The following is a 23,932-nucleotide window of genomic DNA, read 5'->3' on the forward strand; positions in this document are numbered from 1 at the left end:
CTGCTTCCCCATGAACTGACCCCCGGGAGTTGGAACCGAATTACTCAGTCCAACTCCCGGGGGTCAGTTCAAATCCAGCAGAGACGGCTTAACTTTCTGCAACCGACCCAGAAGCCCGTTGACGAACCGGGGTGAATCATCGGTCGACAATTCCCGGGCCACCGCCACGGCTTCGGACACCGCCACGGCATCCGGGATCTCGTCGTTGTAGAGCAATTCCCACGCGCCCACGCGCAGGACATTGCGGTCCACAGCGGGCATGCGGTCCAGGGTCCAACCCTGCGAATAAGTTTCCAGGAACTCGTCGATGTCCTCGGCGCGATCATAGAAACCCTCGAGGATGTCCACCGTGTAGGGGTTGATTTTGGAGGTGCTGTTGTCACGACGGCGGTTCAGCGCGTCCTGGATGGACTCGTCACGCTGTTCGGCCTCGAACAGAATTTCTACCGCGCGGACGCGGGCTTTACTGCGTGCGCTGCTCACTCGTTGACGCGTCCCAGGTAGTCGCCGTTGCGGGTGTCGACCTTGACCTTGGTGCCCTGTTCCAGGAACAGCGGAACCTGGATCTGGTAGCCGGTCTCCACGGTGGCGGGCTTGGTGCCACCGGTGGAGCGGTCGCCCTGCAGACCGGGCTCGGTGTAGGTGATCTCCAAGACGACCGACGGCGGCATCTCGATGTACAGCGGAGCGCCCTCGTACATCGCCACGGTCACGTTCTGGTTCTCGAGCATGAAGTTGGCGGCATCCCCCACGACAGCGGTGGGAACCGTGATCTGGTCGTAGGTGGAGTTGTCCATGAACACGTAGTCTTCGCCATCCTGGTACAGGTACTGGTATTCACTACGGTCCACCGTGGCGGTCTCGATCTTGGCACCGGCGTTGAAGGTCTTGTCGACCACCTTGCCGCTGGTCACGTTGCGCAGCTTGGTGCGCACGAACGCGCCACCCTTGCCCGGCTTGACGTGCTGGAACTCGATGGTCTGCCACAGGTTCCCGTCGAGCTTGAGGATGGTGCCGTTCTTGATGTCGTTGCTGGTTGCCACGGATTCACTTTCTCGTCGGAAACATCACTGCAAAGATTTTGGGGGCGTTAAGCCGAACCAGTGTACCGCGCCCGGTGCGGTACACCGTTCGTGCGCGCTATTCGGCGATCTCCTGGTAGCACGCGAAGAGGATCGCGGGGTCCGGAACCTCCATGATGCGCGGTGAACCGGCCTTGTCGAGGACTACGAAGCGCAACAGGTTGCCGCGGGTCTTCTTGTCCCGCTTCATGACCTCGAGCAGACGCGGCCATTGGTCCGCGCGGTACGTCACGGGCAGCCCCAACGACTCGAGGATGCTGCGGTGGCGGTCCACGACGTCGTCGGCGAGCGTACCGGCCGCACGCGCCAGTTCCGCGGCGAACACCAGGCCCACGGAGACCGCGGCGCCGTGTCGCCACTGGTAGCGCTCGTTGTGCTCGATCGCGTGACCGAGTGTGTGGCCGTAGTTGAGGAACTCGCGCCGCCCGGATTCCTTGAGGTCGGAGGAGACCACCTCGGCCTTGACCCGGATCGCGCGCTCGATCAGTTCACGCACCACGGGCGACTGCGAATCGCGCACCTCTTGCGGGTGTTCCTCGATCAAATCCAGGATCACGGGATCGGCGATGAAACCGCACTTGACGACCTCGGCCATGCCGGTCAGGTACTCGTTCTCCGGAAGGGTCTTGAGCGAGTCGAGATCGCACACGACCGCGGCCGGCGGGTGGAAGGATCCCACGAGGTTCTTACCCTCCGCGGTGTTGATCCCGGTCTTACCGCCCACGGCGGCGTCGACCATGCCCAGCAGGGTGGTCGGCAGGTGGATCACGCGCACGCCGCGCAACCACGTGGCGGCCACGAAGCCACCCAGGTCACTCACGGCACCGCCGCCCACGGTCACCACGGCGTCCGTGCGGGTGAAGTCCGAGGTGCCCATGATCTGCCAGCAGAACGCGGCGACCTCAACACGCTTGCCCTCTTCGGCGTCTGGGATCTCGGCCACGAAGCTCTGGATGCCGGCGTTCTTGAGGTCCTCCTGGACCAGGTCACCGGTCGCGCGCAGGGCGCGGGGGTGGATGATCAGGACCTTCTTGACGCGTTCCCCGAGCAGCTCGGGGACCTTGCCGAGCAGCCCGTTGCCCACGAGCACGTCGTACCGGTTGTCGGGGGTGTCTCCCTGGACGGGAATGGTGGTCACCGAATCAGTCATGCTGTGGCGTCCCTTCGTAGTTCTTTCAAAGCTCTGTGCAGTTGCTGGACCAGCGAACCGATGCGCCGGTGGCCGGTGCCGTCCAAGCGGATCGTGGCGAGCCGTTCATACGTGTCACGCCGTTCGTCCAAAATCTCCCGCCAGCGCCGTTCCGGGTCCGGCTGCAGCATGGGGCGGGTCTTGTTCCCAGTGATCCGCGGGCGAACCGTGGCCTCATCGACTTCAAGGTAGATCACCGTGTGACCGGCCAGCAGATCTTGTACGGCCGGGGTCATGGGTGCTCCCCCACCGAGTGAAATCACCGCGTTGCGGTAACGGTGGTCTGCCAGTAGGTCTGCGACCACTTCGGCTTCGATCGCGCGGAAGTGCTGCTGCCCGTGAGCGGTGAACAGCGCCGGGATCGGACCGTGGTGCGCCTCGATCACGTGATCGGCATCCACGAAATCCAGACCGTAGCGCTTGGCGAAGTGATGACCCAGGTGTGACTTTCCCGCCGCCATGGGCCCGATGAGCACCAACGGCGTGGGCAGGGAACTCACGAAAGGTCCCCGCGCACCTCATCGAGGGCCGCTAGCTCCGAGGGGTCGGCCAGCTCCGGCGAGGTCCGGAGGTTCTCGGGAATAGCCGCCAGGTAGGCGTCCTTGTTGCGGACGGTCTCCGCAATCGAGTCGCCGCCGAACTTCTCGAGTGCTGCTTGGGCCAGCACAAGTGCGACCATGGCTTCTGCAACGACACCGGCCGCCGGTACGGCACATACGTCCGAGCGCTGGTGGTGGGCGCGGGCGGCCTCGCCCGAGGAAATGTCCACGGTGTGCAGGGCACGGGGAACGGTGGCGATCGGCTTCATGGCTGCTCTCACACGCAGCAGGTCACCGATGGACATGCCGCCCTCGATACCACCGGCGCGGTTGGTCACACGGTGCACGGTGCCGTCCGAACCGGGCAGGGTTTCGTCGTGGGCGCGAGTGCCGGGACGTGCCGCGGTGCGGAAACCGTCACCCACTTCCACGCCCTTGATGGCCTGGATGCCCATGAGTACTCCGGCCAGGCGTGCATCGAGACGGCGATCCCAGTGCACGTAGGAGCCCAGTCCCGGGGGCAGGCCCTCGGCGAGCACCTCGACCACGCCGCCCAGGGTCTCCCCCGCCTTGTGGGCGTCGTCGATGGTCGCGACCATGGCGTCCGAGGTGGCCTTGTTGAAGCAACGCAACGGATCGGCGTCGAGCGCTTCCACGTCACTGGCGGTGGGCAGGGCGGCGTCCTCGGGAACCGAAACCTCCGCGATCGCGGTCGTGTGGGATACCAGACGCACGTCCAGGGCCGCCAGAATCTGGGAGGCGACCACACCCAGGGCCACGCGCGTAGCGGTCTCGCGGGCCGACGCGCGCTCCAAGACCGGACGTGCCTCGACGAAACCGTACTTCTGCATACCGGTGAGGTCCGCGTGACCGGGGCGAGGGCGAGTCAGCGGAGCATTACGGGCACGACCCTCGAGCTTGGCCGCGTCCACGGGATCGGAACTCATGACGTCCTGCCATTTGGGCCATTCGGTGTTGGCGATCTCGATTGCCACGGGACCACCCTGGGTCAGGCCGTGCCGCACACCTCCCAGAATGCGGACCTTGTCCTGTTCGAACTTCATGCGTGCACCGCGACCGTAACCAAGACGGCGGCGTGCCAGTGCCCGTTGAATCATCTCGGTGGTGAGTTCCACCCCGGCGGGAACACCTTCAATGATTCCCACGAGGGCCTCGCCGTGAGATTCTCCGGCCGTGAGCCAACGCAACATGTTCTACTCCAGTACTCGATCGTGGGAGCCGGTCAGGCTCCCGGAAACGGACGGTGATCCGGTCAACGGTTCAGACGTGCTTCGCGAACCCGCTGCGGGATCGCGCGCTCGGGGCGATTAACGGCCCGACACATGGCGGCCGTGAGCTCGGCTTCGCGGGGAACGGGTCGATCCGCGCGACCCAGGGTGAACCAGCGCACTTGATCGACCGCTTGAAAGATCAGCATATCTATTCCGGGCGCGATCGCTCCGTCCGCGTCCTGCCATGACCGAGCTATGGCCGAGGGCCAGGGGTCATACGCCGCGTCGAGGAGTACGCCACTCACCGACGCGTTCAGGGTTGCGAACTCCGCCGCCAGTTCATCGGCCCCGCGGGGAGGCAGCGTGCAGATCACGGCATCGTAGTCAGCCAACGACGCCGCTGCCTCGCCCCACGCGCGCGCGGTGACGGTCGCGCCGAGTCTCGCCGCGGCGTCGGTGACCTTCCCGGCACGATCCAGGGAGCGCACGAACACGTCGATTGACGGGGCGCCCAGCCCGTGCAGGGCGGCGACCGCAGCCGTGGCCGTGCCACCACCACCGAGAATTGCGCAGCGAGGCTCCGAAGGGATCTCGCGCGCGGCGATTACGGCGGCCATGATGCCTGTGACGTCCGTGTTGTCCGCGATGGTGGAACCGTCCGCCCGGAACACCAGAGTGTTGGCCACTCCGAGGGCCTCGACCATCGCCGTACGTTCATCAGCCTGGGTGGCAGCCAAGGACTTGAGCGGCATGGTCACGGAGAAACCACGCCAGAAACCTTCGGCCACGCGCTCACGCCAGAACCCGTTCCAGTCCTCGGCGGGTACGTCCCACCGTGTGTAGTCCCACTCGGCGCCCATCACGCGATAGGCGGCCGAGTGCAGGACGGGTGACAGGGAGTGCGCCACGGGGTGACCCAGCACCGCTGCGGCGTATCGCTCCATGTCTGCTCCCCCGTGAATCAGCTACACCGGCCTTCGTTGTCCGCGCACCATTGCTGGTACTCGTCAACGTTGCGGTTGTGTTCTTCGAAGTTCTCGGCGAACTTGGTCTCGCCGGTGTCGAGATTCACGGTCACCCAGTAGTAGTAATCGTTCTCGTCCGGGTTGGCGGCGGCCTTGATCGACTCGTCACCGGGCGAACCGATCGGTCCCACGGGCAGACCAGGGTGGGCGAACGTGTTGTAGGGGTTGGACTTGTCGCGCTTCTCCTCATCGGAGACGTGGTAGGTGCGCTTGCCCAGGCCGTAGGTCACGGACGCATCCGACTGGATCAAGCCGTTGGTCTCATCGTCCGGACGGTCGATGCGGTTGTAGATGGCACCGGCGACCTCGGGATAAATGTCCGGTACACCCTCGAACTCGACGAGCGATGCGACGGTGATCACGCGGAACCACTGATCCTCGGGGACCTCGTTGTTGTTCAACGTGCCCTTGGTGCGGTCGACCATCTCCTGGATGATCTGCTCCGCACTGGCGTCCAACGGGAAGCGGTACTCACCGGGGTGCAGCCAGCCTTCGAGGGTGGGGAATTCTTCCGGAACGCCAAAGCGATCGGTGTCTTCCTTGAACGCTTCGAACTCGGACGTGTCGATGCCCGTGGATTCACTCAGGGTTTGGAAGGTGTCGTCGATGCGCTGAGTCTGCGGCACGGCGGCATAGTGCGTTGCCTCGTCGCGCTCCATCATCACGTCGATGGCCGCGTCCGAGCTCATCTGGGTCTTGAGTTGGTAATCACCGGGCTGGATGAAGTCTTCGGGATAGCGTTCCTGGAACGTCTCGATGAAGTATCCGGCATTCGCCACGATGTCCTCGGACTCCAGGGAATTGGCGATCTGACCGGTTGATTGACCGTCGCCCACGGTGAAGTTGACGTCCTGGTCGCCTTCACCGTTGTAATCCTTGCGTTCGAACAGGCCGAAAGCGGATCCGAGTACGGCCACCACGATCAACAGGGCCGCAATGAACAGCGCAATGGCCGTGGCCAGGGATGCGCGCGAACGGCGCTTCTGGCGGGCCGCCATCTCCGGGGAGACATCATGGTGCTCGAAGGCACCGGAGAGACCCGGGCGGCGGCTTTTATCGTCGGCTTCCAGAGTGCTCAGAAGGCCGCCGGACGTGGCGGAGTCCTTTGCGCCACCCTGTTCAGGGCCGCGGTTGGCCTTGTTATCTCGTGGCTGATCGCTCACGAATGATCTCCGTCCGCCGTTGTCCGTGGTCTTCGGATACTTTCGGCGCGCTGCCGAAGAATATCGTCCATTATCCGCGATCTAACTGTCGATGGGGAAACCGGGTTCGGTTCCCGTTGCCTTGCCCTGATCGATGGCCGCCTGCAAGAACGTCACAGCTGCCATCTGATCAACCTTGTCCATGTGGTGCTTCCGAGATACCCCCGCGTCCAGAAGCGATTGGTGCGCCGCAACCGTGGACAAGCGTTCATCCACGAGCCGCACGATTGCTTCGCACTCACGTGAGCTTAACCGATTCTGCAGGGCTGCCGCGTACTCTCGGGCCATGTCAGTGGATCGATTCTCCTGACCGTTCAAGCTACGCGGCAATCCAACGTACACCGCGGCCACTCCGAATTCCTCGCACATGCTTGTGATGATTTTCACATCGAAGCGTTTCTTGCGATTCTTGTCCCGGGTGACCGTCTGATGCGGCGTGGCCAACACGCAGTCAGGATCGGTCAGGGCTATTCCCACCCTGACCGATCCCACGTCCACGCCCATGCGGACGCCTCTCACGAAGGTGTTGCTCACGCGCCCACTACGGAGCGGATCTGCTCGCGCACGGCCTCGAGTGCGTCGTCGATCTTGGAGGCGTCGGAACCGCCGCCCTGGGCGACATCCGGCTTGCCACCGCCACCGCCGCCGAGCACCCCGGCGGCGGTGCGAACGAGCTGGCCCGCGGCCAGACCGGCGTCGCGAGCGGCGTCGTTGGCGGCCACCACGATCAGCGGGCGGTCGTTGGCGACACCCGTGACGGCGGCGACGGCGGGCTCGGAACCCAGGCGCGTGCGCAGATCGAGTGCCAGGGAACGCAGGGCGTCCGCGGACGCGACCTCACCGGCGTTGTGCAGGACCGCGTTGACCGTGCCCAGCCGCTGCGCGTCGTTGACGAGCTGACCGGCCTGAGCCTGCAACTGCTGCTGACGCAGCACTGTCAGCTGACGCTCGGTCTCCTTGAGTTTGTCCAAGGTTGCCGAAATCTTCTCGGGCAGCTCGGCGGTCGACTGGACCTTGAGCATGCCGGTGAGCTGATTGACCAGGGTGCGCTCGGCGGCCAGGTGGTTGAACGAGTTCAGACCCACCAGCGCCTCCACGCGGCGGTTACCCGAGCCCACGGACTGTTCCGAGACCAAGGACAACGAACCCAGCTGGGCCGTGGAGCCCACGTGGGTACCACCGCACAGCTCACGCGACCACGGACCGTTCATCTCGACCACGCGCACGTTCTCGCCGTACTTCTCGCCGAACAGGGACATGGCACCCAGCTTCTTGGCCTCGGCCAAGGGCATCTCCTGCGTCACGACCTCGAAGTCGTCACGGATGGCCGTGTTGGAGATCTGCTCGATCTCCTGCATCTGGGACGCGCTCAGGGCCGCACCGTGGGAGAAGTCGAAGCGCAGGTAACCCTCCTTGTTGAAGGAACCGCGCTGCACGGCGTCCGGGCCGAGCACCTCGTGCAGGGCAGCGTGCACCACGTGGGTACCCGAGTGGGCGGCCTCGCCGTCGTGGCGGCGGCGCGAGTTCACGCGTGCGGTGACCGCATCACCCTGGGTGACTTCACCCGAGGTGACCTTGACACGGTGCACGGACAGACCCTTGACGGGCTGCTGGACGTCAAGGACCTCCAGGGAGAAGTCAGGGCCCTCGATGACTCCCACGTCAGCGGCCTGGCCACCGGCCTCGGCGTAGAACGGAGTTTCTTCCAGGACGATCTCCACCTGCTCACCGGCGCTGGCTGCGGGGACGGTCACGCCCTCGGACAGCACGGCGCGCACCGAGGTCTGAGTGACCAGCTCGGTGTAACCGGTGAACACGGAACCGTGGTCGTCGAGCAGGCGGCGCAGCTCGGACAGGTCCGCCATCGCGCCCTTCTTGGCGCGGGCATCCGCCTGAGCACGCTCGCGCTGCTCGGTCATCAGTCCGCGGAAGGCCTTCTCATCCACGGAGACGCCGGCCTCAGCGGCCATTTCCAGGGTCAGGTCGATCGGGAAGCCGAAGGTGTCGTGCAGGGCGAACGCATCCGCACCGCTGACCACGCGCTTCTCGGACTTGGCCTGGGTCACGGCGTGCTCGAGGCGTGCGGTGCCGGACTCGATGGTCTTCAGGAACGCCTTCTCCTCTGCGTACGCAATGCGGGAGATCCGCTCGAAATCATTGGACACAACCGGGTACACGCCCTTCATGGCGTCACGCGAGGCCGGTAGCAGCACGGGCAGGCACGGTTCGGTGACACCCAGCAGACGCATGGAACGCACGGCACGGCGCAGCAGACGGCGCAGGATGTAGCCGCGTCCCTCATTGGCAGGGGTCACGCCGTCCGCGATGAGCATGAGCGAAGATCGGATGTGGTCGGCGACCACACGCATGCGCACGTCGTCCTCGTAGCCCTCCTGCTCCGCGTTCTCGGTACAGCGGTAGGTACGACCGGACAGCTCGGCGGCGGCGTCGAGCACGGGACGGACCTGATCGGTCTCGTAGAAGTTCTCCACGCCCTGCAGCAACATGGCCAGACGTTCCACGCCCAAACCGGTGTCGATGTTCTTCTTGGGCAGGTCACCGAGGATCTCGTAGTTCTTTCCCTGTCCCTCGCCGCGCTGGTACTGCATGAACACGAGGTTCCAGATCTCGATGTAACGGTCGTCATCGACCGCCGGGCCGCCCTCCTTGCCGTAGCGGGCGCCGCGGTCGTAGAAGATCTCGGAGTCGGGGCCGGCGGGGCCGGGTTGACCGGTGTCCCAGTAGTTCTCGTCACGGCCCATGCGCTGGATCCGCTCCTCGGGGATACCCACGGTGTCGCGCCACAGGTCGTAGGACTCCTGGTCGCCCTCGTACACGGTGACCCACAGGCGGTCGGGATCCAACCCGAAGCCACCCTTGTCGAGCGGGGTGGTCAGCAACTCCCAGGCCATGGGGATGGCCTTGTCCTTGAAGTAGTCGCCGAAGGAGAAGTTGCCGGCCATCTGGAAGAACGTGCCGTGGCGCGCGGTCTTACCGACCTCTTCGATGTCCAGGGTGCGGATGCACTTCTGGATCGAGGTGGCACGCGGGAACGGCGCGGTTTCCTGCCCCAGGAAGTACGGGATGAACGGCACCATGCCGGCAATGGTGAACATCGCACCCGGCTGGTTGGACACCAGAGAGGCGGACGGCACGACTTTGTGACCCTGGCTTTCGAAATAGCTCAGCCAGCGTTGGGTGATCTCGTGTGAGAGCATTACCGGTTATTTCCTTCTGACGATTGACCGCGATTGATAATCTCGGTGGATTCTACGTTGTCTTGGGGTCCCACCACGGTGTGCGGGCCGCCCGCCCCGGGGTGATTGGCGGTGTGATCGACCGGGGTGCGCACGCCGAATTGCTCGCGCAATTCCGTTTCGCGTTCGTTCATCCCGGACTTCACGCGCGCCGCGAAATCCTGCAGGTAGCCGCTCACGGCCTGCATCCGCTGTACGGCCGAGCCGGAGCGCAGCTGCACTTCGGTACTACGACGCCGCTCCAGTTGCCCCGCGATCGCCTCTCGCGTCTTCGGGTTGTTGGCCACGCGGGTGGCTACGCTCCCCGCGATGGCTCCGGCGGCGATGAGCGCCAGTTTGGACCACATTCCCATGGTGTGTCCCTTCGGGTCCGACTCGATAATTACGTGGCTCGGGCACGTTCACGGCCCGAAGAAACTCAGATCTGGTCGCGCACCGTGCCGGGCCCCTCCGAGGTGGGGCGTTCCGAGGCGGGGTGTTCCGTAGCGGGTGCCGCGGTGGGCGCCGTCGCGCGGGTCGAGCCCGCCGCGCCGTCGGCGGTGCTGTGGTTCGCGGAAGGCGAGGCCCCCGGCTGCGGCGAGCTGGGACCCTGTTGCGGTGTGAAGGCGCGACGCAGACCGTGCGAGAACGAGGCAACCTTGATGAGCGGCTGACCCACCGTGGACGCCACGAGCGAGGACAGCGCCGACACATTGGCGGAGGCATCCGAGACGTTGGAGGTGATGCCGTCCACCTTTTCCAACTGGGTGTTGGTGGTGGACACCGTGCGGGTGACCTCGTCGATCAAGGGTGTGGTGCCATCGTTGAGCGAACGGATGGTCAGGCGCAGTTCGTCGAACACGCGCCCGAGCTTGATGATCGGAAGTGCCAACAATCCCACGAGCACCGCAAACACGCCCGCGGCAATGAGTCCCGCGATATCTCCACCGTCCATAGGGCGATCCGTACCTCTCGTCTGTTGAGCTGATGATGTGCCGTGCCACGAACCGGTGCCACGGCCGACCGAAGGGAAACTTTACCCAACCTTGCTGGGGGCTGCCGGTTCATCCGCCCCCGAAAACACACACAGCCCGCGGCCGGAAGCCACGGGCTGTGTGCACCACTCACCCGAAACCGGGAGAGCGTGGGAAAAGCATTACGCCATACGGGCGTAGTACTCGACCACGAGCTGCTCTTCACAGGTCACGGGGACCTCGGAGCGCTCGGGCTTACGAGTCAGCGTTGCCTGCAGACGGTCGATCGCAACGTCCAGGTAACCCGGGGTGTCGGGCAGGACGTCCTGGTGTGCGCCGGTGGCGGCCACCTGGAACGGAACCATCTTCTCGGAACGCGGAACCACGTGGATCATCTGACCCGGGCGCACGCGGAACGACGGGCGATCCACGCGCTGGCCGTCCACCATGATGTGGCGGTGGACGACGGCCTGGCGGGCCTGAGCCATGGTGCGAGCGAAACCAGCGCGCAGCACCAAAGCGTCCAAGCGAGTCTCGAGCAGAGCGATGAGGTTTTCACCGGTCTGGCCGTCCTGACGCTTGGCCTCCACGTAGGCACGGTGCATCTGCTTCTCGCGGATGTCGTACTGAGCGCGCAGACGCTGCTTCTCGGTCAGACGAACCTTGTAGTCCGAGTCGGACTTGCGGCGGGCACGACCGTGCTCACCGGGAGCGTACGGGCGACGCTCGAAGTACTTCTCGGCCTTCGGGGTCAGTGCGATACCGAGGGCGCGGGACTTTCGCACCTGACGGCGCGCACGCAATGCGTTGTTAGCCATGTTGCCTTTCATGCGGTCGACGGTGCACGCACGGTGGTGCGTGAACCGATCTGTGTGGTTCTGGCCTCCTGCGCGCGGGAATCGGTCCCGGCGGGAGAGGTGCGGATCAGCCGCAATCCGTCATACCTACAGTTGGCTCAGATGATCTCGGCCGTGAGGGTGACACGGTGATGAGGTCATGATTGAGCGCAGCTTGCCAGCCAGCGATCAACTATAGCCGATTCAGTCGACGTCCTGGTCCACCCAGTCCAACGACTTGGTCACAGCCTTGCCCCAGTTGCGGAACAGCTTGTCGTTGTCCTCGGTCTTGCCGTTGGGCTTCCACCGCTTGTCCTCGGCCCAGTTCTCGGTGATCTCGTCCAGATCGGTCCAGAAACCGACCGCCAGACCCGCCGCGTATGCCGCACCCAGGGCGGTGGTTTCGGTGATCTTGGGCCGGATGACCGGCACGTCCAGCTGATCGGCCTGGAACTGCATGAGTAGTTCGTTGGCCGTCATGCCGCCGTCCACGCGCAGTTCCACGAGGTCCTGGCCGGAGTCCTTGTTCATGGCCTCGACCACTTCGCGCGACTGGTAGGCGGTGGCCTCCAGCACGGCGCGGGCAATGTGTTCCTTGCGCACGTAGCGGGTCAGCCCCACCAGGGCACCGCGGGCGTCCGGGCGCCAGTGGGGTGCGAAGAGTCCGGAAAACGCCGGTACGAAGTACGCTCCCCCGTTGTCCTCCACGTCCTTGGCGAGCGTCTCGATCTCCTTGGCGTCCTTGATGAGGCCCAGATTGTCGCGCACCCATTGCACCAGGGAACCGGTGACGGCAATGGAACCTTCCAGTGCATAGACGGGCTTCTGACCCTCGATCTGATAGCAGACCGTGGTGATCAGACCGTTGTCGGACTGCACCGGTTCCTCGCCCACGTTCATCAGCAAGAAGTTGCCGGTGCCGTAGGTATTTTTGCCCATGCCGGGCTTGAAACAGGTCTGGCCGAACATGGCGGCCTGCTGGTCACCCAGGATGCCGGCGATCGGAACGCCACTCACGAAGCCCCGTGAGCGGCCCTTGCCGTAGACCTCACTGCTGGAACGGATCTCCGGGAGCATGGACATCGGAACGTCCATGGCGTCCGCCAGGTCCTTGTTCCAATTGAGGGTCTCGATGTTCATGAGCAGCGTGCGGGACGCGTTGGTGACGTCCGTGACGTGCACACCGCCGTTGGTGCCGCCGGTCATGTTCCACACAAGCCAGCTGTCGGTCGTGCCGAACATCAGGTCGCCGGCCTCCGCCTTCTTGCGAGCGCCGTCCACGTTGTCCAGGATCCACTTGATCTTGGGGCCCGCGAAGTAGCTGGCCAGGGGCAGACCGGTGCGCTTGCGGAAGCGGTCCACTCCCCCGTTCTTCGCGAACTCGTCGACGATCGCCTGGGTGCGGGTGTCCTGCCACACGATGGCGTTGTACACCGGCTTGCCGGTGGTGCGGTCCCACACGACCGTGGTTTCACGCTGGTTGGTGATACCCACCGCGGCAATGCCGTCCTTGGTGAGTTCCGTCTCCGCCAGGGCATCGGCGACGACCCGGCGCACGTTCCGCCAGATCTCGGTGGCGTCGTGTTCGACCCACCCGGCGCGCGGGAAAATCTGCTTGTGCTCCTGCTGCCCGACGCTGACAATATTGCCGGAGTGGTCGAAGATGATGGCCCGGGTGCTCGTGGTCCCCTGGTCAATGGCCATCACGTACTGGGCCTCGTTGGAATTCTTACCGTTTGCGGCTGTGGTGCCGGATCGCTTGGTCATGGTGGTAACTCCTCACATCGTTGTGGTGGGTAGTTCGTGGATCAGAAATTGGCGGACGGGTAGATCTGGAAGATGCCACCGGCGATCAGTGCGCCCAGGATGGGGCCCACGATGGGGACCCAGGCGTAGCCCCAGTCGCTGCCGCCCTTGCCTCGGATCGGGAGGATCGCGTGAGCGATACGGGGACCGAGGTCACGCGCCGGGTTGATCGCGTAACCGGTGGGTCCGCCCAGGCTGGCGCCGATACCGACCACCAGCAGTGCCACGGCCAAGGGGCCCAGTTCGGACGGTGTTCCGCCGAACATGAGGATCACGAACACCAGCACGAAGGTCGCGATCGTCTCGGTGACGACGTTCCACGGGTAGGAGCGGATTTCCGGCCCGGTGGCAAAGGTGCCGAGTTTCGCGGCGGGTTCCAGGGGCTCGTCGTAGTGCTGTTTGTGGGCGATCCACGCGACCACGGCACCCAGGAAACCACCGAGGAATTCAGCCGCGAAGTACACCAGGGTCGAGGCCACGGTCACGGCCACCCCGGGGGCATACTCTTCCGCACCGGAGGCCAAGAGGCCCACAGTCACGGCCGGATTCAGGTGCGCGCCGGACTGCCATGCCACGTAGACACCGGCAAACACGCCCAGGCCCCAACCGAAGTTGATCAGCAACCAACCACCGGCATTGCCCTTTGTCTTTCCCAACAGGTGGTTGGCGACCACGCCCACGCCCAGCAGGGTCAGCATGGCCGTACCCAGCACTTCGGACCAGAACACCGTGCCCAGGGGCACCACTTGCGCTGCTGTCTCCATCGGCAGCAGCGCCGTCAATGCAGTCATTGGATGACTCCTTCAGTCATGTTTTCTCTCTCGGTGGTCCGTGTGGACCGGTGGTTCATGCGGTTTCTGGGGCGATGGTTGCCCATCTCGTTGTGCGGTATCGCCCCGTCTTCAGAGGGTGTTCAACGACGGCGCCGCGGCCCGTGCCGCTGCGGCGGCCGTGTCGTCGGTGGTTTCGGCGGCGGCGTCCTCGGCGGCAGAAAGCTCTCGGTAGGCCTGAACCTCTTGCGCCTTGCGGTCGGCGTCCCAGCCGAGTTCGGCGGCCAGCAGGTCGGCGACCTCGTCGACCACGGCCAGTCCGTGATCGGGTTGGTCGTAACTCATGCGCGTGCGGGTCTGGAAGGCATCACTCAGGTGCAGCACGCCTTCGTTGCGGGCCGCTTGGACAATTTCGGCACGCACGTAATCGGGTGCGTCCTTGAGCGGTTCGGCGAGGTCCGCTCGTTCATCCACGATGGCTTCGATCTCGGCAATGGCCGAGCCGTAGCGATTGAGCAGGTGCTCGACCATGTCCGGTGTCCATCCGTATCGATCGCTGATCTGCTCGACCTGGCGAGTCAGGGGAACGTAGCCGTCGGCGCCGTGCAACAAAGTCCGTTCGGTCACGGAGGGCAGTTGTTTGGCGCGCTCCTTACCGAGCGCGAAATCCACGGCATCCTGCGCCATGATGCGGTAGGTCGTCAGTTTTCCGCCGGCAATGGAAATCAGCCCCGGAACCACTTCGGCCACGGTGTGCTCGCGGGAGACCTTGGTGGACGCGGTCTCCGTACCGTCCTTGACCCCCGGCTGCAGCAGTGGGCGCAGTCCGGCGAAACTGCCGATGACGTCCTCTCGGGTCAACGGCTCATCCAGGACGACATTCGCGTGTTCTATGACGTAATCGATATCCGCCGAGGTGGCCACGGGTGCGGAAAAATCCTGCTCGTAAGGCGTGTCCGTGGTACCGATGATCCAGTAGTGCTCCCACGGGATCACGAACAGCACTGATTTCTCGGTCTGCAGAATCAGACCCACCTCGCCCTTGATGCGTTCGCGGGGTACGACAATGTGGATGCCCTTGGACGCCAGGACCTTGAGTCCGCCGTCCGTGTCGGCCAAGTCCTGCGTCTCTTCGGTCCACACACCCGTTGCCGCGATGACCTTACGCGCCCGGATCTCGAGGACGCCCCCCGTCTCGAGGTCCGTGACCCGCGCGCCGACCACGGCGGCGTCGTCGTTCTTGAGCAAACCCGTGACCTTGGTGCGCGAGGCCGCCAAGGCGCCGTAACCCGCTGCGGTACGGATCAGGGTCAAGACGAGGCGAGCGTCATCGACGCGCCCGTCCCAGTACTTGACCGCGCCGACCATGGCGCCCGGTTTGATGCTGGGGAACGCTTTCTGAACACCGCGCTCGGAGAGGTGACGGTGGAACGGCATGGAGGCGACCTTGGAGCCGACGTGCGCCAGCGTGTCGTAGAGCCCGATGCCGGCCGTCACGTACGGACGCTCCCACACCCTGTGGAGGATCGGGTAGAGGAACGGAACCGGTTTCACCAGGTGGGGTGCCAGCGTGTAGAGCAACCGCTCGCGTTCGTGAAGGGCCTCCGTGACGAGCTTGAAGTCCAACTGCTGGAGATAACGCAACCCACCGTGAACCAGCTTGGACGACCACCGGGACGTGCCACCGGCCCAGTCCTGAGCCTCCACGATCCCGGTGCGCAGACCGCGCGTGACAGCGTCAAGTGCTACGCCCGCACCCGTGACACCACCGCCGATCACCAGGACGTCCAGTTCCGGGCCGTTGGCCATCTCGCGAAGCGCGGCTTGGCGGGATTCGGGATTCAAGACTGTGGTTCTCACGGGATCTACCTCATTCAACCTGTGCGTACGGGTGTGCTGCGTGGATTCTTAGGAACCCACGCTACGGCGGGACATGTGATCTACGTCCCATTGCGTAGTTATGCGCACCACCATGCCTCCTCAATGCACGTATGCTCAACCCAATTGCACATACGTGCAGCTGGAAGGAAGTGTCATGCACGACGATTCATTCCTCTATCAAGTCGCGGAGCTCTACTTCGTTCAGGACATGACAATGGGTGCGGTGGCGGAACGGTTCGGGATCTCCCGCTCCACGGTGTCGCGGATGCTGTCCGAGGCCAAGAGCCGAGGCATCGTCAGAATTTCCCTGAGGCCACCTGATCATCCTCCGGATCGACTGTCGCGCCGGTTCCACGAGACTTTCGGTGTCACCGCCCACATTGCGGGTACGCAACGGTCGTCCCACAGTGGGCAGCGGCTGGAGGCCGTGTCGCGGTACGCGGCGAACCTGCTCGTCGATTGGGTCGAAGACGGTTCGATCCTCGGAGTGGCCTGGGGCATCACCACGTCCACGATCGCAGCCCATTTGGGGCCCACGAATGCCCAAGACGTCAAGGTCGTGCAACTCAACGGGGCCGCGGGCCCGCGGACCACGGGCGCTGGAACCTCGACTCCCCTGCTCTCCACCATGGCCCGTGCCTTCAATGCCGAGCTCTATCCGTTCCCGACTCCAGCGTTCTTCGATCTGGAGGAGACCCGGGCGCTGCTGTGGAAGGAGTCCTCCGTTCGGCGGATTCTCGCCGTCCGATCCGCCGTGGACCTTGCAGTGTTCAGTGTGGGTGCGTTCCAGGGACCGGTGCTGTCCCAGGTGTACACGGAAGGTCACTTCACCCAGGCGGCCCTGCGCAGCCTCAACGAGAACCGTGTAGTCGGTGACATCTGCACAGTGTTCATCCGAGAGGACGGGAGCTATGCGGATATCGACGTGAACCGCCGCGCCTCAGGACCCACGCCGTCGGACCTCGCCCGGATTCCGCGCCGCATGTGCGTGGTCTCCGGCCGACACAAGGTGCGAGGGATCCTGGGAGCCCTTCGCTCCGGTGCGGTGACCGATCTGGTCATCGACGACCTCACGGCCAAAGAGGTTTTCGACCATCTGGAACCACCCGGGCCGTCCGCCAACGTCTGACGTATCACGGGAGGCACCAATGGTAGCGACGTCATGGAACCGCTACTTCACGGTGTGTTTGCTTGAGGTGAACGGGCTCATCTAGAGTTCAACGTCAGACATCTTAATGAGCCATTACATGCGGAAACGGTTTTCTCGGATCGTCAGGGGTTGAGTCCGCAGGTGTGGCGTATCCGATCGGGGGAGAACGGTGAGCCAAGCCTCAAGGAACGAAACTCGTCCGGTGGTTGCCGATCAGGTCCAAGAACTGATCATTTCGCAAGGACTCCGCCCGGGCGATCCCATGCCGACGGAAGTCGAACTGGGCGAGGCCCTCAGTGTGTCCCGTTCGTCCATCCGCGAAGCCATTCGGGTCCTGGCTTCACTCGACATCGTGGACGTACGACACGGCCACGGTACGTTCGTGGGACAGATGTCACTGGCGCCCTTGATCTCTGGATTGATGTTTCGGGCACGCATGAACCTTCACAACGACCTGCGCACCTTAAGGGAAGTGGTGCAGGTGCGCATCGCGCTGGATCTGTTCATCACTGATGATTTGGTCAAGGCTCACCGCACGGTGGATCACACCGAGCTTGAAGCCATTGTTCAGCGCATGGAACGGCGCGCCCACGCGGGAGAGTCCTTCGCGGAGGACGATTCAGCATTCCACTCGGCCCTGCTGACTCCGTTGGGCAACGAGTTGATTCATCAGTTGGTCCTGGCTTTCTGGGAGGTGCACACCGCAGCCTTGCCCGAACTAGGGATCCGACCCGCTCGAGACATTCTGGACACGGTGCGCGCGCACCAGGCCATGCTCGACGCGCTCAAGGCGGCCGACGCCAATGCCTACCGGGAGGCGGTCCGAGAGCATTACCGGCCTCTCCAGCGGGCATTGGCCGAACACGATTCCTAGCCGTGAGGGCAGGGGGATCTCCTGCAAGTACATGGCCTGCAGACCATCGGCCCACGATTGTGTCCTAGACGATTCGAAGAGCACAAGAAGACGTCCGTCCTGCAGCTGATCCACGGACGAGTAGGCAAAGAGTGTCGTGGGATCGGTGATTTCCACGCGGCTGATCCATTCAACCCGTGTTCGTGGGTCTCCACCGGCGGCCGTGTGCACTACTCCCAGATGGGCCACTCCATTCTTGCGCGCTCGGTCCATGGGGGTAATGACCACAATGGCCGGCAGTCGCTCTCCGGTCTCCTTGGAGGCGAGACGTTGCCGCAAGGACAACGCGGAAACCTGGCATGAGACGCCCGCACCCAGATCACCGAAGGCAGACTGGGGTTTCGACCACGTCATTCCACCATCCAGACTCTCGGCGCTGAGCACTTTTCCTCCGGTGCTCGCCGCATGTCGGTGGAAACTCCGCAGAACACCCGGTGCTGCCTCGATGATCGCCGTCTCGTGCATGGCGACGTCGCTTGGAACGGGTTCGCCTCGTGTCCACCTCGCGCCGCCGTCGTCGCTCACCACCGCAACGGCCTCAATCCCGGTCGCCATCTGCGTGTAGGTCGGTACCACCAGTCGGCCCGCATGCACGCCATGCTCAATCTGGATACATCGACCGGGTGCCAACAGGCTGTAGCGCGAGTCGGGTGAACGGAATTCGTGCGTGACCAGTCGTCCCATCTGCCAGGTCTGCCCGTCATCATCCGAAAAGACCTGCGCAATGTGACTGGTGTTGTAGACCTGCAGAACCGACTTCTTGTAAAAAACCCTCATCGGAACGGCAACGGATGTCCCCACTTGGGGCACGGTCAATGCTTGGCCGTGGCGATGCACCACGAAATCATTGTCCAGGGTGAACCCAGTGGGCTCACCAAGACTCAAATTCGAATCGTCAACGCCCGCTTCACCATACGGCCGTGGCTTTCCCACAAGATTGAAGACCCTCACCCGACCGTCGGCATCTCGCGGACCATCCAGATCGGCAACCATTGCGAACTTGGAGCGGTCGGTGTTCAGGTTGATGTTTCCGGTCTTGCCGTCGGCATCACCGGTGACATTCTGCGTCGACAGCAGGAGCATTGGTCTACCCGGGACGTTGGCAAAACCGTCGCCCAGCGGAAAGGACCGAGTGCGCCCACCGCGGACACTCCTGTCCGCAAGAACGTTGAGATGTTCGAACACCCCGCCATTCCAGGCGAACAGGTCGATCAACAGCAGGATGCGTCCGGTGCTCCGGTCCTGAACGATCGCCCCGTCGATGACCGAGACACTTTCTTGCGCATACTCCGAATTCGACGCGAAGTCCTTCATGTCGATGGGAGCAACAATGTGAGGGATTGACCACCCTTCCGCCAAATTCCCCTCGCTGGACCGGGATTTGACGCGGATCACTGCATCTATGTTGTCGGCCGAATCCCCTGTGGTTGACCGGTTGGCATCAGCTCCGACGATGAGCCCGCCGGACTGGGTCGCCAGCAAGAACGGGATGCGGAAGAAACGGGAATCCACGATGCCACGGTGTAGGACAGCCATGGCGTGGGAACTCGGGACCGCGACCGCGGGGCTCAACAGTCGATCCCCTCCGACCAGGCCCAAACTCGCCAGGGCGCCCAATGATCCGAGAAAAGTTCGGCGTTCAATTCTATTGTTCATGATGTGTGCCTCGTCCGTTGCGAAGGTCGAGAATCAGACCGGACCACCGGCCACGTGATTCTCCCCGACAAGATGGTCTGCTCAGGCCTGATCGACTATTTCGTCATTGCCGTCTTCGGGGCGGACCGCGTCGCGGTTCACCAGGCTCTGAAGTCGACGAGGCACGTTCAAGCCGATGGACAAGATCACGATGAGGGCAAATCCGACGGACAGAACCGCCAACGCCATTCCCAGCCCGTAGGTATTGGCCAAATTTGCCCCGAGGAATGGACCTACCGCACCACCGAGCGCACCGACGTTGTAACAGAATCCCAACCCGGCAGCGCGTCTTTCCACCGGGAAATAGCTCGCGACCCACTTGGGGAGTAGACCGGAGACTCCCTGACCGAACATCTGGTTGAAGAAGAGAAGAGCCGAGACGAGGATCACGAATTCACTGCCCTGAATGAACAGCGGGAAAACGAGGGTCTGCGAAATGAACAAACTGATGACGTACCAGCGCCGCATACCAATCGCATCGCCCGCGAATCCCGCAACGATGTACCCGATGGCGTTGCCCAGACCCGCGAAAGTCACAATGTTATTGACAGCTCCGGGGTCGTAACCCACACCCTCGAGGTAGGTCGGGAGCAGTCCCTGAATCGGCCAGGTGTACATGAACGACGCGAAGATCGTCACCATGATCGCGACGCCGATAATCCATCGCTTGGGGTCGAACTGGGCGATGAAAATAATCAAGATCGCAGCCAGCATCACGGCAAGAACAGCAATCGCCCACCCCGGCACCAGGTCCGTGGCAAAAATGAACATCAGCGCCACGGACGCGACCACCGCGCCCAAGATGTTCAGGATCCGGCGCTTGCCCGAAAACAAGACGTGGAACGCATCCGGCTCCCGGTCGCGTGTCCGTTCTCGTTTCGCTTGTTCCCATTCATCCGCTTCCGGCAGATTTCTGCGCATGTACAAGGCCACGAAGATCGGAGCAATGCCCGTGAGGAACAAGGCTCGCCAGCCCCACCCCGGATGCCAGGCCTCGACGGCCGGAGTCAAGTACTTGTCCACCTGAGCGGCCAGGATCACACCGAAGGCAAAGCCGGACAGCAGGAAGCCGGAGGCCTTGTTGCGCATGTGCTTGGGCCATGACTCGATCACATAGGTGGCCGATGTCGAGTACTCCCCTGCCATGGCGAAACCGACAATGAGACGGAAGAGGAAGAGCAAAGCGTAGCTCGGGGCGAAGGCCATGGCCACGGACGCGACCGCGAAGAGCCCCATCGATACGATCATGGCCGGCCTCCGTCCGAACCGATCCCCGAAGGCGCCCAACATCAAGCCACCGATCCAGCGAGAAATGAAGGCGGCGGACACCAGTGATGCGCCCTGCACAAGGGTCAGGTCGAAGGTTCGAATGATCTCTGCCAGGGCGAAGGAAATCAGGACGTAGTCGTAACCGTCCAGCACCACTCCGAGCCACGCGGCAAAGAATGCCTTCCACTTGGTTCTGTCGAGTTGCCGCCACCACGGCACCTGCGTCGTTGTCTTCGGCTGCGCCGTCATCTGGACCTCCAGTGATCTGTTGGGGCGGCGGATAGGAAATAGGACGTCTGATGTCCTTAGCATCGAGACGGCACACGAGGTTGACTAACCCCGCTAGACCCTCAGCTAAATCCGTAGATAACTGCGGATTTCACCGACACGCGGCCCTTGATGTGATGTACATTACTTGAGAACATCAGACATCCTACGGCTGATCTCGATGGAAAAGCCCGCGAAGTTCGATCGGTCGAACCACACTGACAGCGGGACGCACGAACTATGAAGGGTTGCCCTTGATGCGCTACGAAGACACAACTCCGCCCGTCCGCTTGGATATCAAGCGAGGAACCGCAGACATCGCAGGTTCCCTGGAGAAATGCAGGTCAATGGTCGGATCCGACGTGGAGGGGACGGTTCACATCGACTTCAGCACCACCATTGACGGGCCGCTTCTCGATGCCCGGGGTAAGCGGGGACGGATCACCCTGGAAGTCACCGGCGGAAGGATGAACGGCTGGATTCGATGTAACGATGAAACACGGCAACTGGATGCGGAAGACTCCATCGGCATTGACGACGGGCGGCCCCACAGCCTCGCCCTCACCGTCGACGAGACAGGAACGCATCTCTTTGTTGATGGTTACGAGGCCTTCTCCGCCACCGTTCACGCGTGGTTCAGCGACATCGAAGTTTCTTCGCTCATGGTAGATCCCCGCAGAATCATGCAGGTTTCCAGGGTCACTGTCTGGGGCGCGCCCCTTTCCAACACTGCGGTCGTGGCCGAATCCCTGACCGTTTCTCCCCTGATCCAGTTCGCTGCGGCCGAGCTCGCACCGCGGGACGCCAAACGATGCGGCTCCCTGAACGGTGGGGCAATTCGCGCACGGTACCGCACCCGCGGTGAAGGACAGGGCGGAGCCATCGTCGAGGCAGAGGGATCGAACGGACGGTTGTCTCTTGCCATCGAAGACGGAGATATCACCTACACAGTGACGTCCGGAGACGACGTGGTGGCCGACATCCGCGCTCGTGGCCGATGGGATGACGGTGACTGGCACGATGTGGTGCTGGTCAGCGGACGAGGCGCTCTCGAGCTTTTCGTCGATGGTTTTCAGACACTGCATTCCGCCGGCACTGCGTTCTTCCGTGATATTGGAGATGTTCAGCGAGTTGTGGTGGGTGCCGATTTGGAAGGCACCCGGCTCTTCGGCGAGGCACAGTCCGCCATGATCTACGACTCCGTACTTTCCGATCACCAGGTCAAACGATTGGCATCGGTGGAGCCGATCCACACTCAAGCTCTCTTCGACACCGGGATGAATGGATCGCGCAGCTATCGAATTCCGGCCCTGTTGACCCTTGAGTCGGGTGTGGTCCTCGCGGGTGCCGATCAGCGGGTCAGCATCGCCAATGACAGCCCCAATGACATCAACTTCGTCATGCGTCGCAGTATGGACGGCGGAGCCACCTGGGAGGAAGCGAAGGTACTTCTCGAATACCCCGGAAGTGGACGAACGGCGGCGTCCGTCATTGACTCGGTGATCGTGCAGGACAAGAACACGGGGCGAGTTTTTGTCCTGATCGATCAGTTCCCCGGTGGCTACGGGCAGCCCAATGTGGAACCCGGCACCGGATATGACGACCAAGGTCGCATGGTTTTAACCGACCGACACGATCATCGCTATCTGCTCGGAACCGACGGAACAGTGATTTCCGAGGACGGCACCGCCACCGATTACCACGTGGCCCGGGACGGAAACGTCACCAAGAACTCGCAACCGGCCGGCAACATTCATTTGGCCACCGGGGAAGATCCGCACGAGTCCCTGCTGAGCGCCCGAACCTCATACGTGCTACTGATCCATAGCGACGACGACGGGGAAACCTGGAGCGATCCGGAAGACATCACACCGCAGGTCAAGGAGGAGTGGATGCGATTCTTCGGGACCTCCCCCGGTAATGGCATTCAACTGACTCGCGGCAAACACCAGGGTCGCCTGATCTTCCCTGTCTACTACAACCACGAAGAAGGGAGAACCTTCTCATGCGCCGTCATCTTCAGCGACGACGCTGGTTCCACCTGGACGCGAGGATCGTCTCCGAATGACGGTCGGCAACTCGATGACGTTGAACTCAGCTCCCGACGGCTCGAAGATGATCGGGGCTCCTTGCACGAATCGGCTCTCGTCGAGGGACGTGACGGATCAGTCCACGTGTACATGCGCAATCAACACCCGCCGGGGCGCGTCGCACACGCTGTGAGCACGGATGGCGGACAGAGCTGGGGCGAGGTGGATTACGTCGCTCAAATAGCCGAAATTTTTTCGCAACCGAATGCGATCCGGGTCTCATACGACGGCCGGGAGGCAATCGTCTTCGCCAATGCGTCCCAGATGCTGCCGTTTCGGGGCCGCGGAGTCCTCAGAATGTCCTTCGATGACGGCACAACGTGGGTGCACAACCGGGTGCTGAATCCCCGCCACCATGTGTATCAGTCAATGGCCCAGCTTCCCGACGGCCGATTGGCCGTCTTGTGGGAGCGGGAGTGGCAGGGGCTCTTTCTGAGTGTGCTTCCGTTGACGTGGCTCACGAGCTCACGCAGTACGGACGGCTGACACGCACTGGACTCCCGTTTCGCGGTGGCCCACCGGTCAAGACTCCAGTAAACGAGTCACGTTCCGGATCATGTCCACACGACGCTGGATCGAGCTGCCGGTTGGCACTTGCACTTTTGCCCCCGTATAGGTGCACGCGCCACCGGCAGCTTCCAGACATTGCTCGACCGCCGTCTCATCCATGAGAGACGTGGGTTCGTCACCCGTGAGGGGTAAATGGGCTCTTCAGAGTTGAGTGTGGGCGCGCCGGTGGTGCGGGGTAGCTGGGGATAGACGTCGAGGTCCTCGAT

General features: G+C 63.1%; 19 protein-coding genes and 2 pseudogenes. 3 read left to right on the forward strand and 18 right to left on the reverse strand.

Translation table 11 applies throughout. The features are described 5' to 3' along the window. Window positions 1-63 precede the first annotated feature (63 nt). The 15 genes from nusB to RF638_RS14655 form a co-directional block, all read right to left on the reverse strand. Window positions 64-483 carry a transcription antitermination factor NusB gene (gene nusB / locus RF638_RS14585; protein ID WP_368842327.1) on the reverse strand — a complete coding sequence of 140 codons (420 nt, stop codon included), beginning with the start codon at window positions 481-483 and terminating at the stop codon, window positions 64-66. Continuing rightward, window positions 480-1,043 carry an elongation factor P gene (efp, locus tag RF638_RS14590; protein ID WP_095798020.1) on the reverse strand — a complete coding sequence of 188 codons (564 nt, stop codon included), beginning with the start codon at window positions 1,041-1,043 and terminating at the stop codon, window positions 480-482. Before efp ends, nusB begins: the two co-directional genes overlap by 4 nt. A gap of 97 nt (window positions 1,044-1,140) precedes the next feature. After that, the gene (gene aroB, locus RF638_RS14595) at window positions 1,141-2,232 is read right to left on the reverse strand and encodes a 3-dehydroquinate synthase (protein WP_095798021.1); all 1,092 of its coding nucleotides are present in this window, start codon (window positions 2,230-2,232) and stop codon (window positions 1,141-1,143) included. Continuing rightward, window positions 2,229-2,771: a shikimate kinase gene (locus RF638_RS14600; RefSeq protein WP_095798022.1), complete on the reverse strand. Its 543-nt coding sequence runs from the start codon at window positions 2,769-2,771 to the stop codon at window positions 2,229-2,231. The genes aroB and RF638_RS14600 overlap by 4 nt, the downstream gene beginning before the upstream one ends. Further along, entirely contained in the window at window positions 2,768-4,021 is a 1,254-nt protein-coding gene (gene aroC, locus RF638_RS14605) for a chorismate synthase (RefSeq protein WP_368842328.1), read from the reverse strand. The genes RF638_RS14600 and aroC overlap by 4 nt, the downstream gene beginning before the upstream one ends. A 62-nt stretch (window positions 4,022-4,083) precedes the next feature. Then, the gene (locus RF638_RS14610) at window positions 4,084-4,986 is read right to left on the reverse strand and encodes a shikimate dehydrogenase (RefSeq protein WP_259913217.1); all 903 of its coding nucleotides are present in this window, start codon (window positions 4,984-4,986) and stop codon (window positions 4,084-4,086) included. A 17-nt stretch (window positions 4,987-5,003) separates the two neighbouring features. Then, on the reverse strand, window positions 5,004-6,230 hold the full coding sequence (gene mltG, locus RF638_RS14615; RefSeq protein WP_259913219.1) for an endolytic transglycosylase MltG: 1,227 nt from the start codon (window positions 6,228-6,230) through the stop codon (window positions 5,004-5,006). 81 nt (window positions 6,231-6,311) lie between these two features. Then, window positions 6,312-6,803 (reverse strand): Holliday junction resolvase RuvX, encoded by a 492-nt coding sequence (gene ruvX / locus RF638_RS14620; RefSeq protein ID WP_259913229.1) that lies wholly within the window; start codon window positions 6,801-6,803, stop codon window positions 6,312-6,314. Continuing rightward, a complete protein-coding gene (gene alaS, locus RF638_RS14625; protein ID WP_259913231.1) occupies window positions 6,800-9,487 on the reverse strand; it encodes an alanine--tRNA ligase in 2,688 nt (895 codons plus the stop codon). The genes ruvX and alaS overlap by 4 nt, the downstream gene beginning before the upstream one ends. After that, entirely contained in the window at window positions 9,487-9,879 is a 393-nt protein-coding gene (locus RF638_RS14630) for a hypothetical protein (RefSeq protein ID WP_095798028.1), read from the reverse strand. The genes alaS and RF638_RS14630 overlap by 1 nt, the downstream gene beginning before the upstream one ends. Window positions 9,880-9,944: 65 nt before the next feature. Next, entirely contained in the window at window positions 9,945-10,460 is a 516-nt protein-coding gene (locus RF638_RS14635) for a DUF948 domain-containing protein (RefSeq protein ID WP_259913233.1), read from the reverse strand. Between the two features lie 201 nt (window positions 10,461-10,661). Continuing rightward, entirely contained in the window at window positions 10,662-11,297 is a 636-nt protein-coding gene (gene rpsD / locus RF638_RS14640; protein WP_095798030.1) for a 30S ribosomal protein S4, read from the reverse strand. Window positions 11,298-11,519: 222 nt separating this feature from the next. Continuing rightward, the gene (gene glpK / locus RF638_RS14645) at window positions 11,520-13,082 is read right to left on the reverse strand and encodes a glycerol kinase GlpK (protein WP_259913236.1); all 1,563 of its coding nucleotides are present in this window, start codon (window positions 13,080-13,082) and stop codon (window positions 11,520-11,522) included. 41 nt (window positions 13,083-13,123) lie between these two features. Then, window positions 13,124-13,858, reverse strand: coding sequence for an MIP/aquaporin family protein (locus RF638_RS14650; RefSeq protein WP_259913307.1), 735 nt, complete (start codon window positions 13,856-13,858; stop codon window positions 13,124-13,126). Between the two features lie 165 nt (window positions 13,859-14,023). After that, the gene (locus RF638_RS14655; protein ID WP_368842332.1) at window positions 14,024-15,700 is read right to left on the reverse strand and encodes a glycerol-3-phosphate dehydrogenase/oxidase; all 1,677 of its coding nucleotides are present in this window, start codon (window positions 15,698-15,700) and stop codon (window positions 14,024-14,026) included. A 226-nt stretch (window positions 15,701-15,926) separates the two neighbouring features. Between RF638_RS14655 and RF638_RS14660 the strand changes: the two genes are divergently transcribed. Both RF638_RS14660 and RF638_RS14665 read left to right on the forward strand, forming a co-directional pair. After that, complete coding sequence (locus RF638_RS14660; protein ID WP_259913237.1) at window positions 15,927-16,901, forward strand: sugar-binding transcriptional regulator; 975 nt, start codon at window positions 15,927-15,929, stop codon at window positions 16,899-16,901. 223 nt (window positions 16,902-17,124) lie between these two features. Then, window positions 17,125-17,796 (forward strand): FadR/GntR family transcriptional regulator, encoded by a 672-nt coding sequence (locus tag RF638_RS14665; RefSeq protein ID WP_368842329.1) that lies wholly within the window; start codon window positions 17,125-17,127, stop codon window positions 17,794-17,796. A gap of 363 nt (window positions 17,797-18,159) precedes the next feature. Here RF638_RS14665 and RF638_RS14670 read toward each other — a convergent pair. Continuing rightward, a pseudogene (locus tag RF638_RS14670) lies at window positions 18,160-19,491 on the reverse strand (exo-alpha-sialidase); the annotation flags it as partial. Between the two features lie 81 nt (window positions 19,492-19,572). Next, window positions 19,573-21,048, reverse strand: coding sequence for an MFS transporter (locus RF638_RS14675; protein ID WP_368842330.1), 1,476 nt, complete (start codon window positions 21,046-21,048; stop codon window positions 19,573-19,575). Window positions 21,049-21,413: 365 nt separating this feature from the next. Between RF638_RS14675 and RF638_RS14680 the strand changes: the two genes are divergently transcribed. Then, window positions 21,414-23,642, forward strand: a complete 2,229-nt coding sequence (locus RF638_RS14680) for an exo-alpha-sialidase (protein ID WP_368842331.1) — start codon at window positions 21,414-21,416, stop codon at window positions 23,640-23,642. Between the two features lie 36 nt (window positions 23,643-23,678). Here the strand turns inward: RF638_RS14680 and RF638_RS14685 are convergent. Further along, window positions 23,679-23,852 (reverse strand): annotated as a pseudogene (locus RF638_RS14685) (DUF4862 family protein); the annotation flags it as partial. Between the last annotated feature and the right edge of the window lie 80 nt (window positions 23,853-23,932).

It is taken from the genome of Kocuria sp. CPCC 205235, assembly GCF_040980905.1.
Taxonomy (GTDB): Bacteria; Actinomycetota; Actinomycetes; order Actinomycetales; family Micrococcaceae; genus Kocuria; species Kocuria carniphila.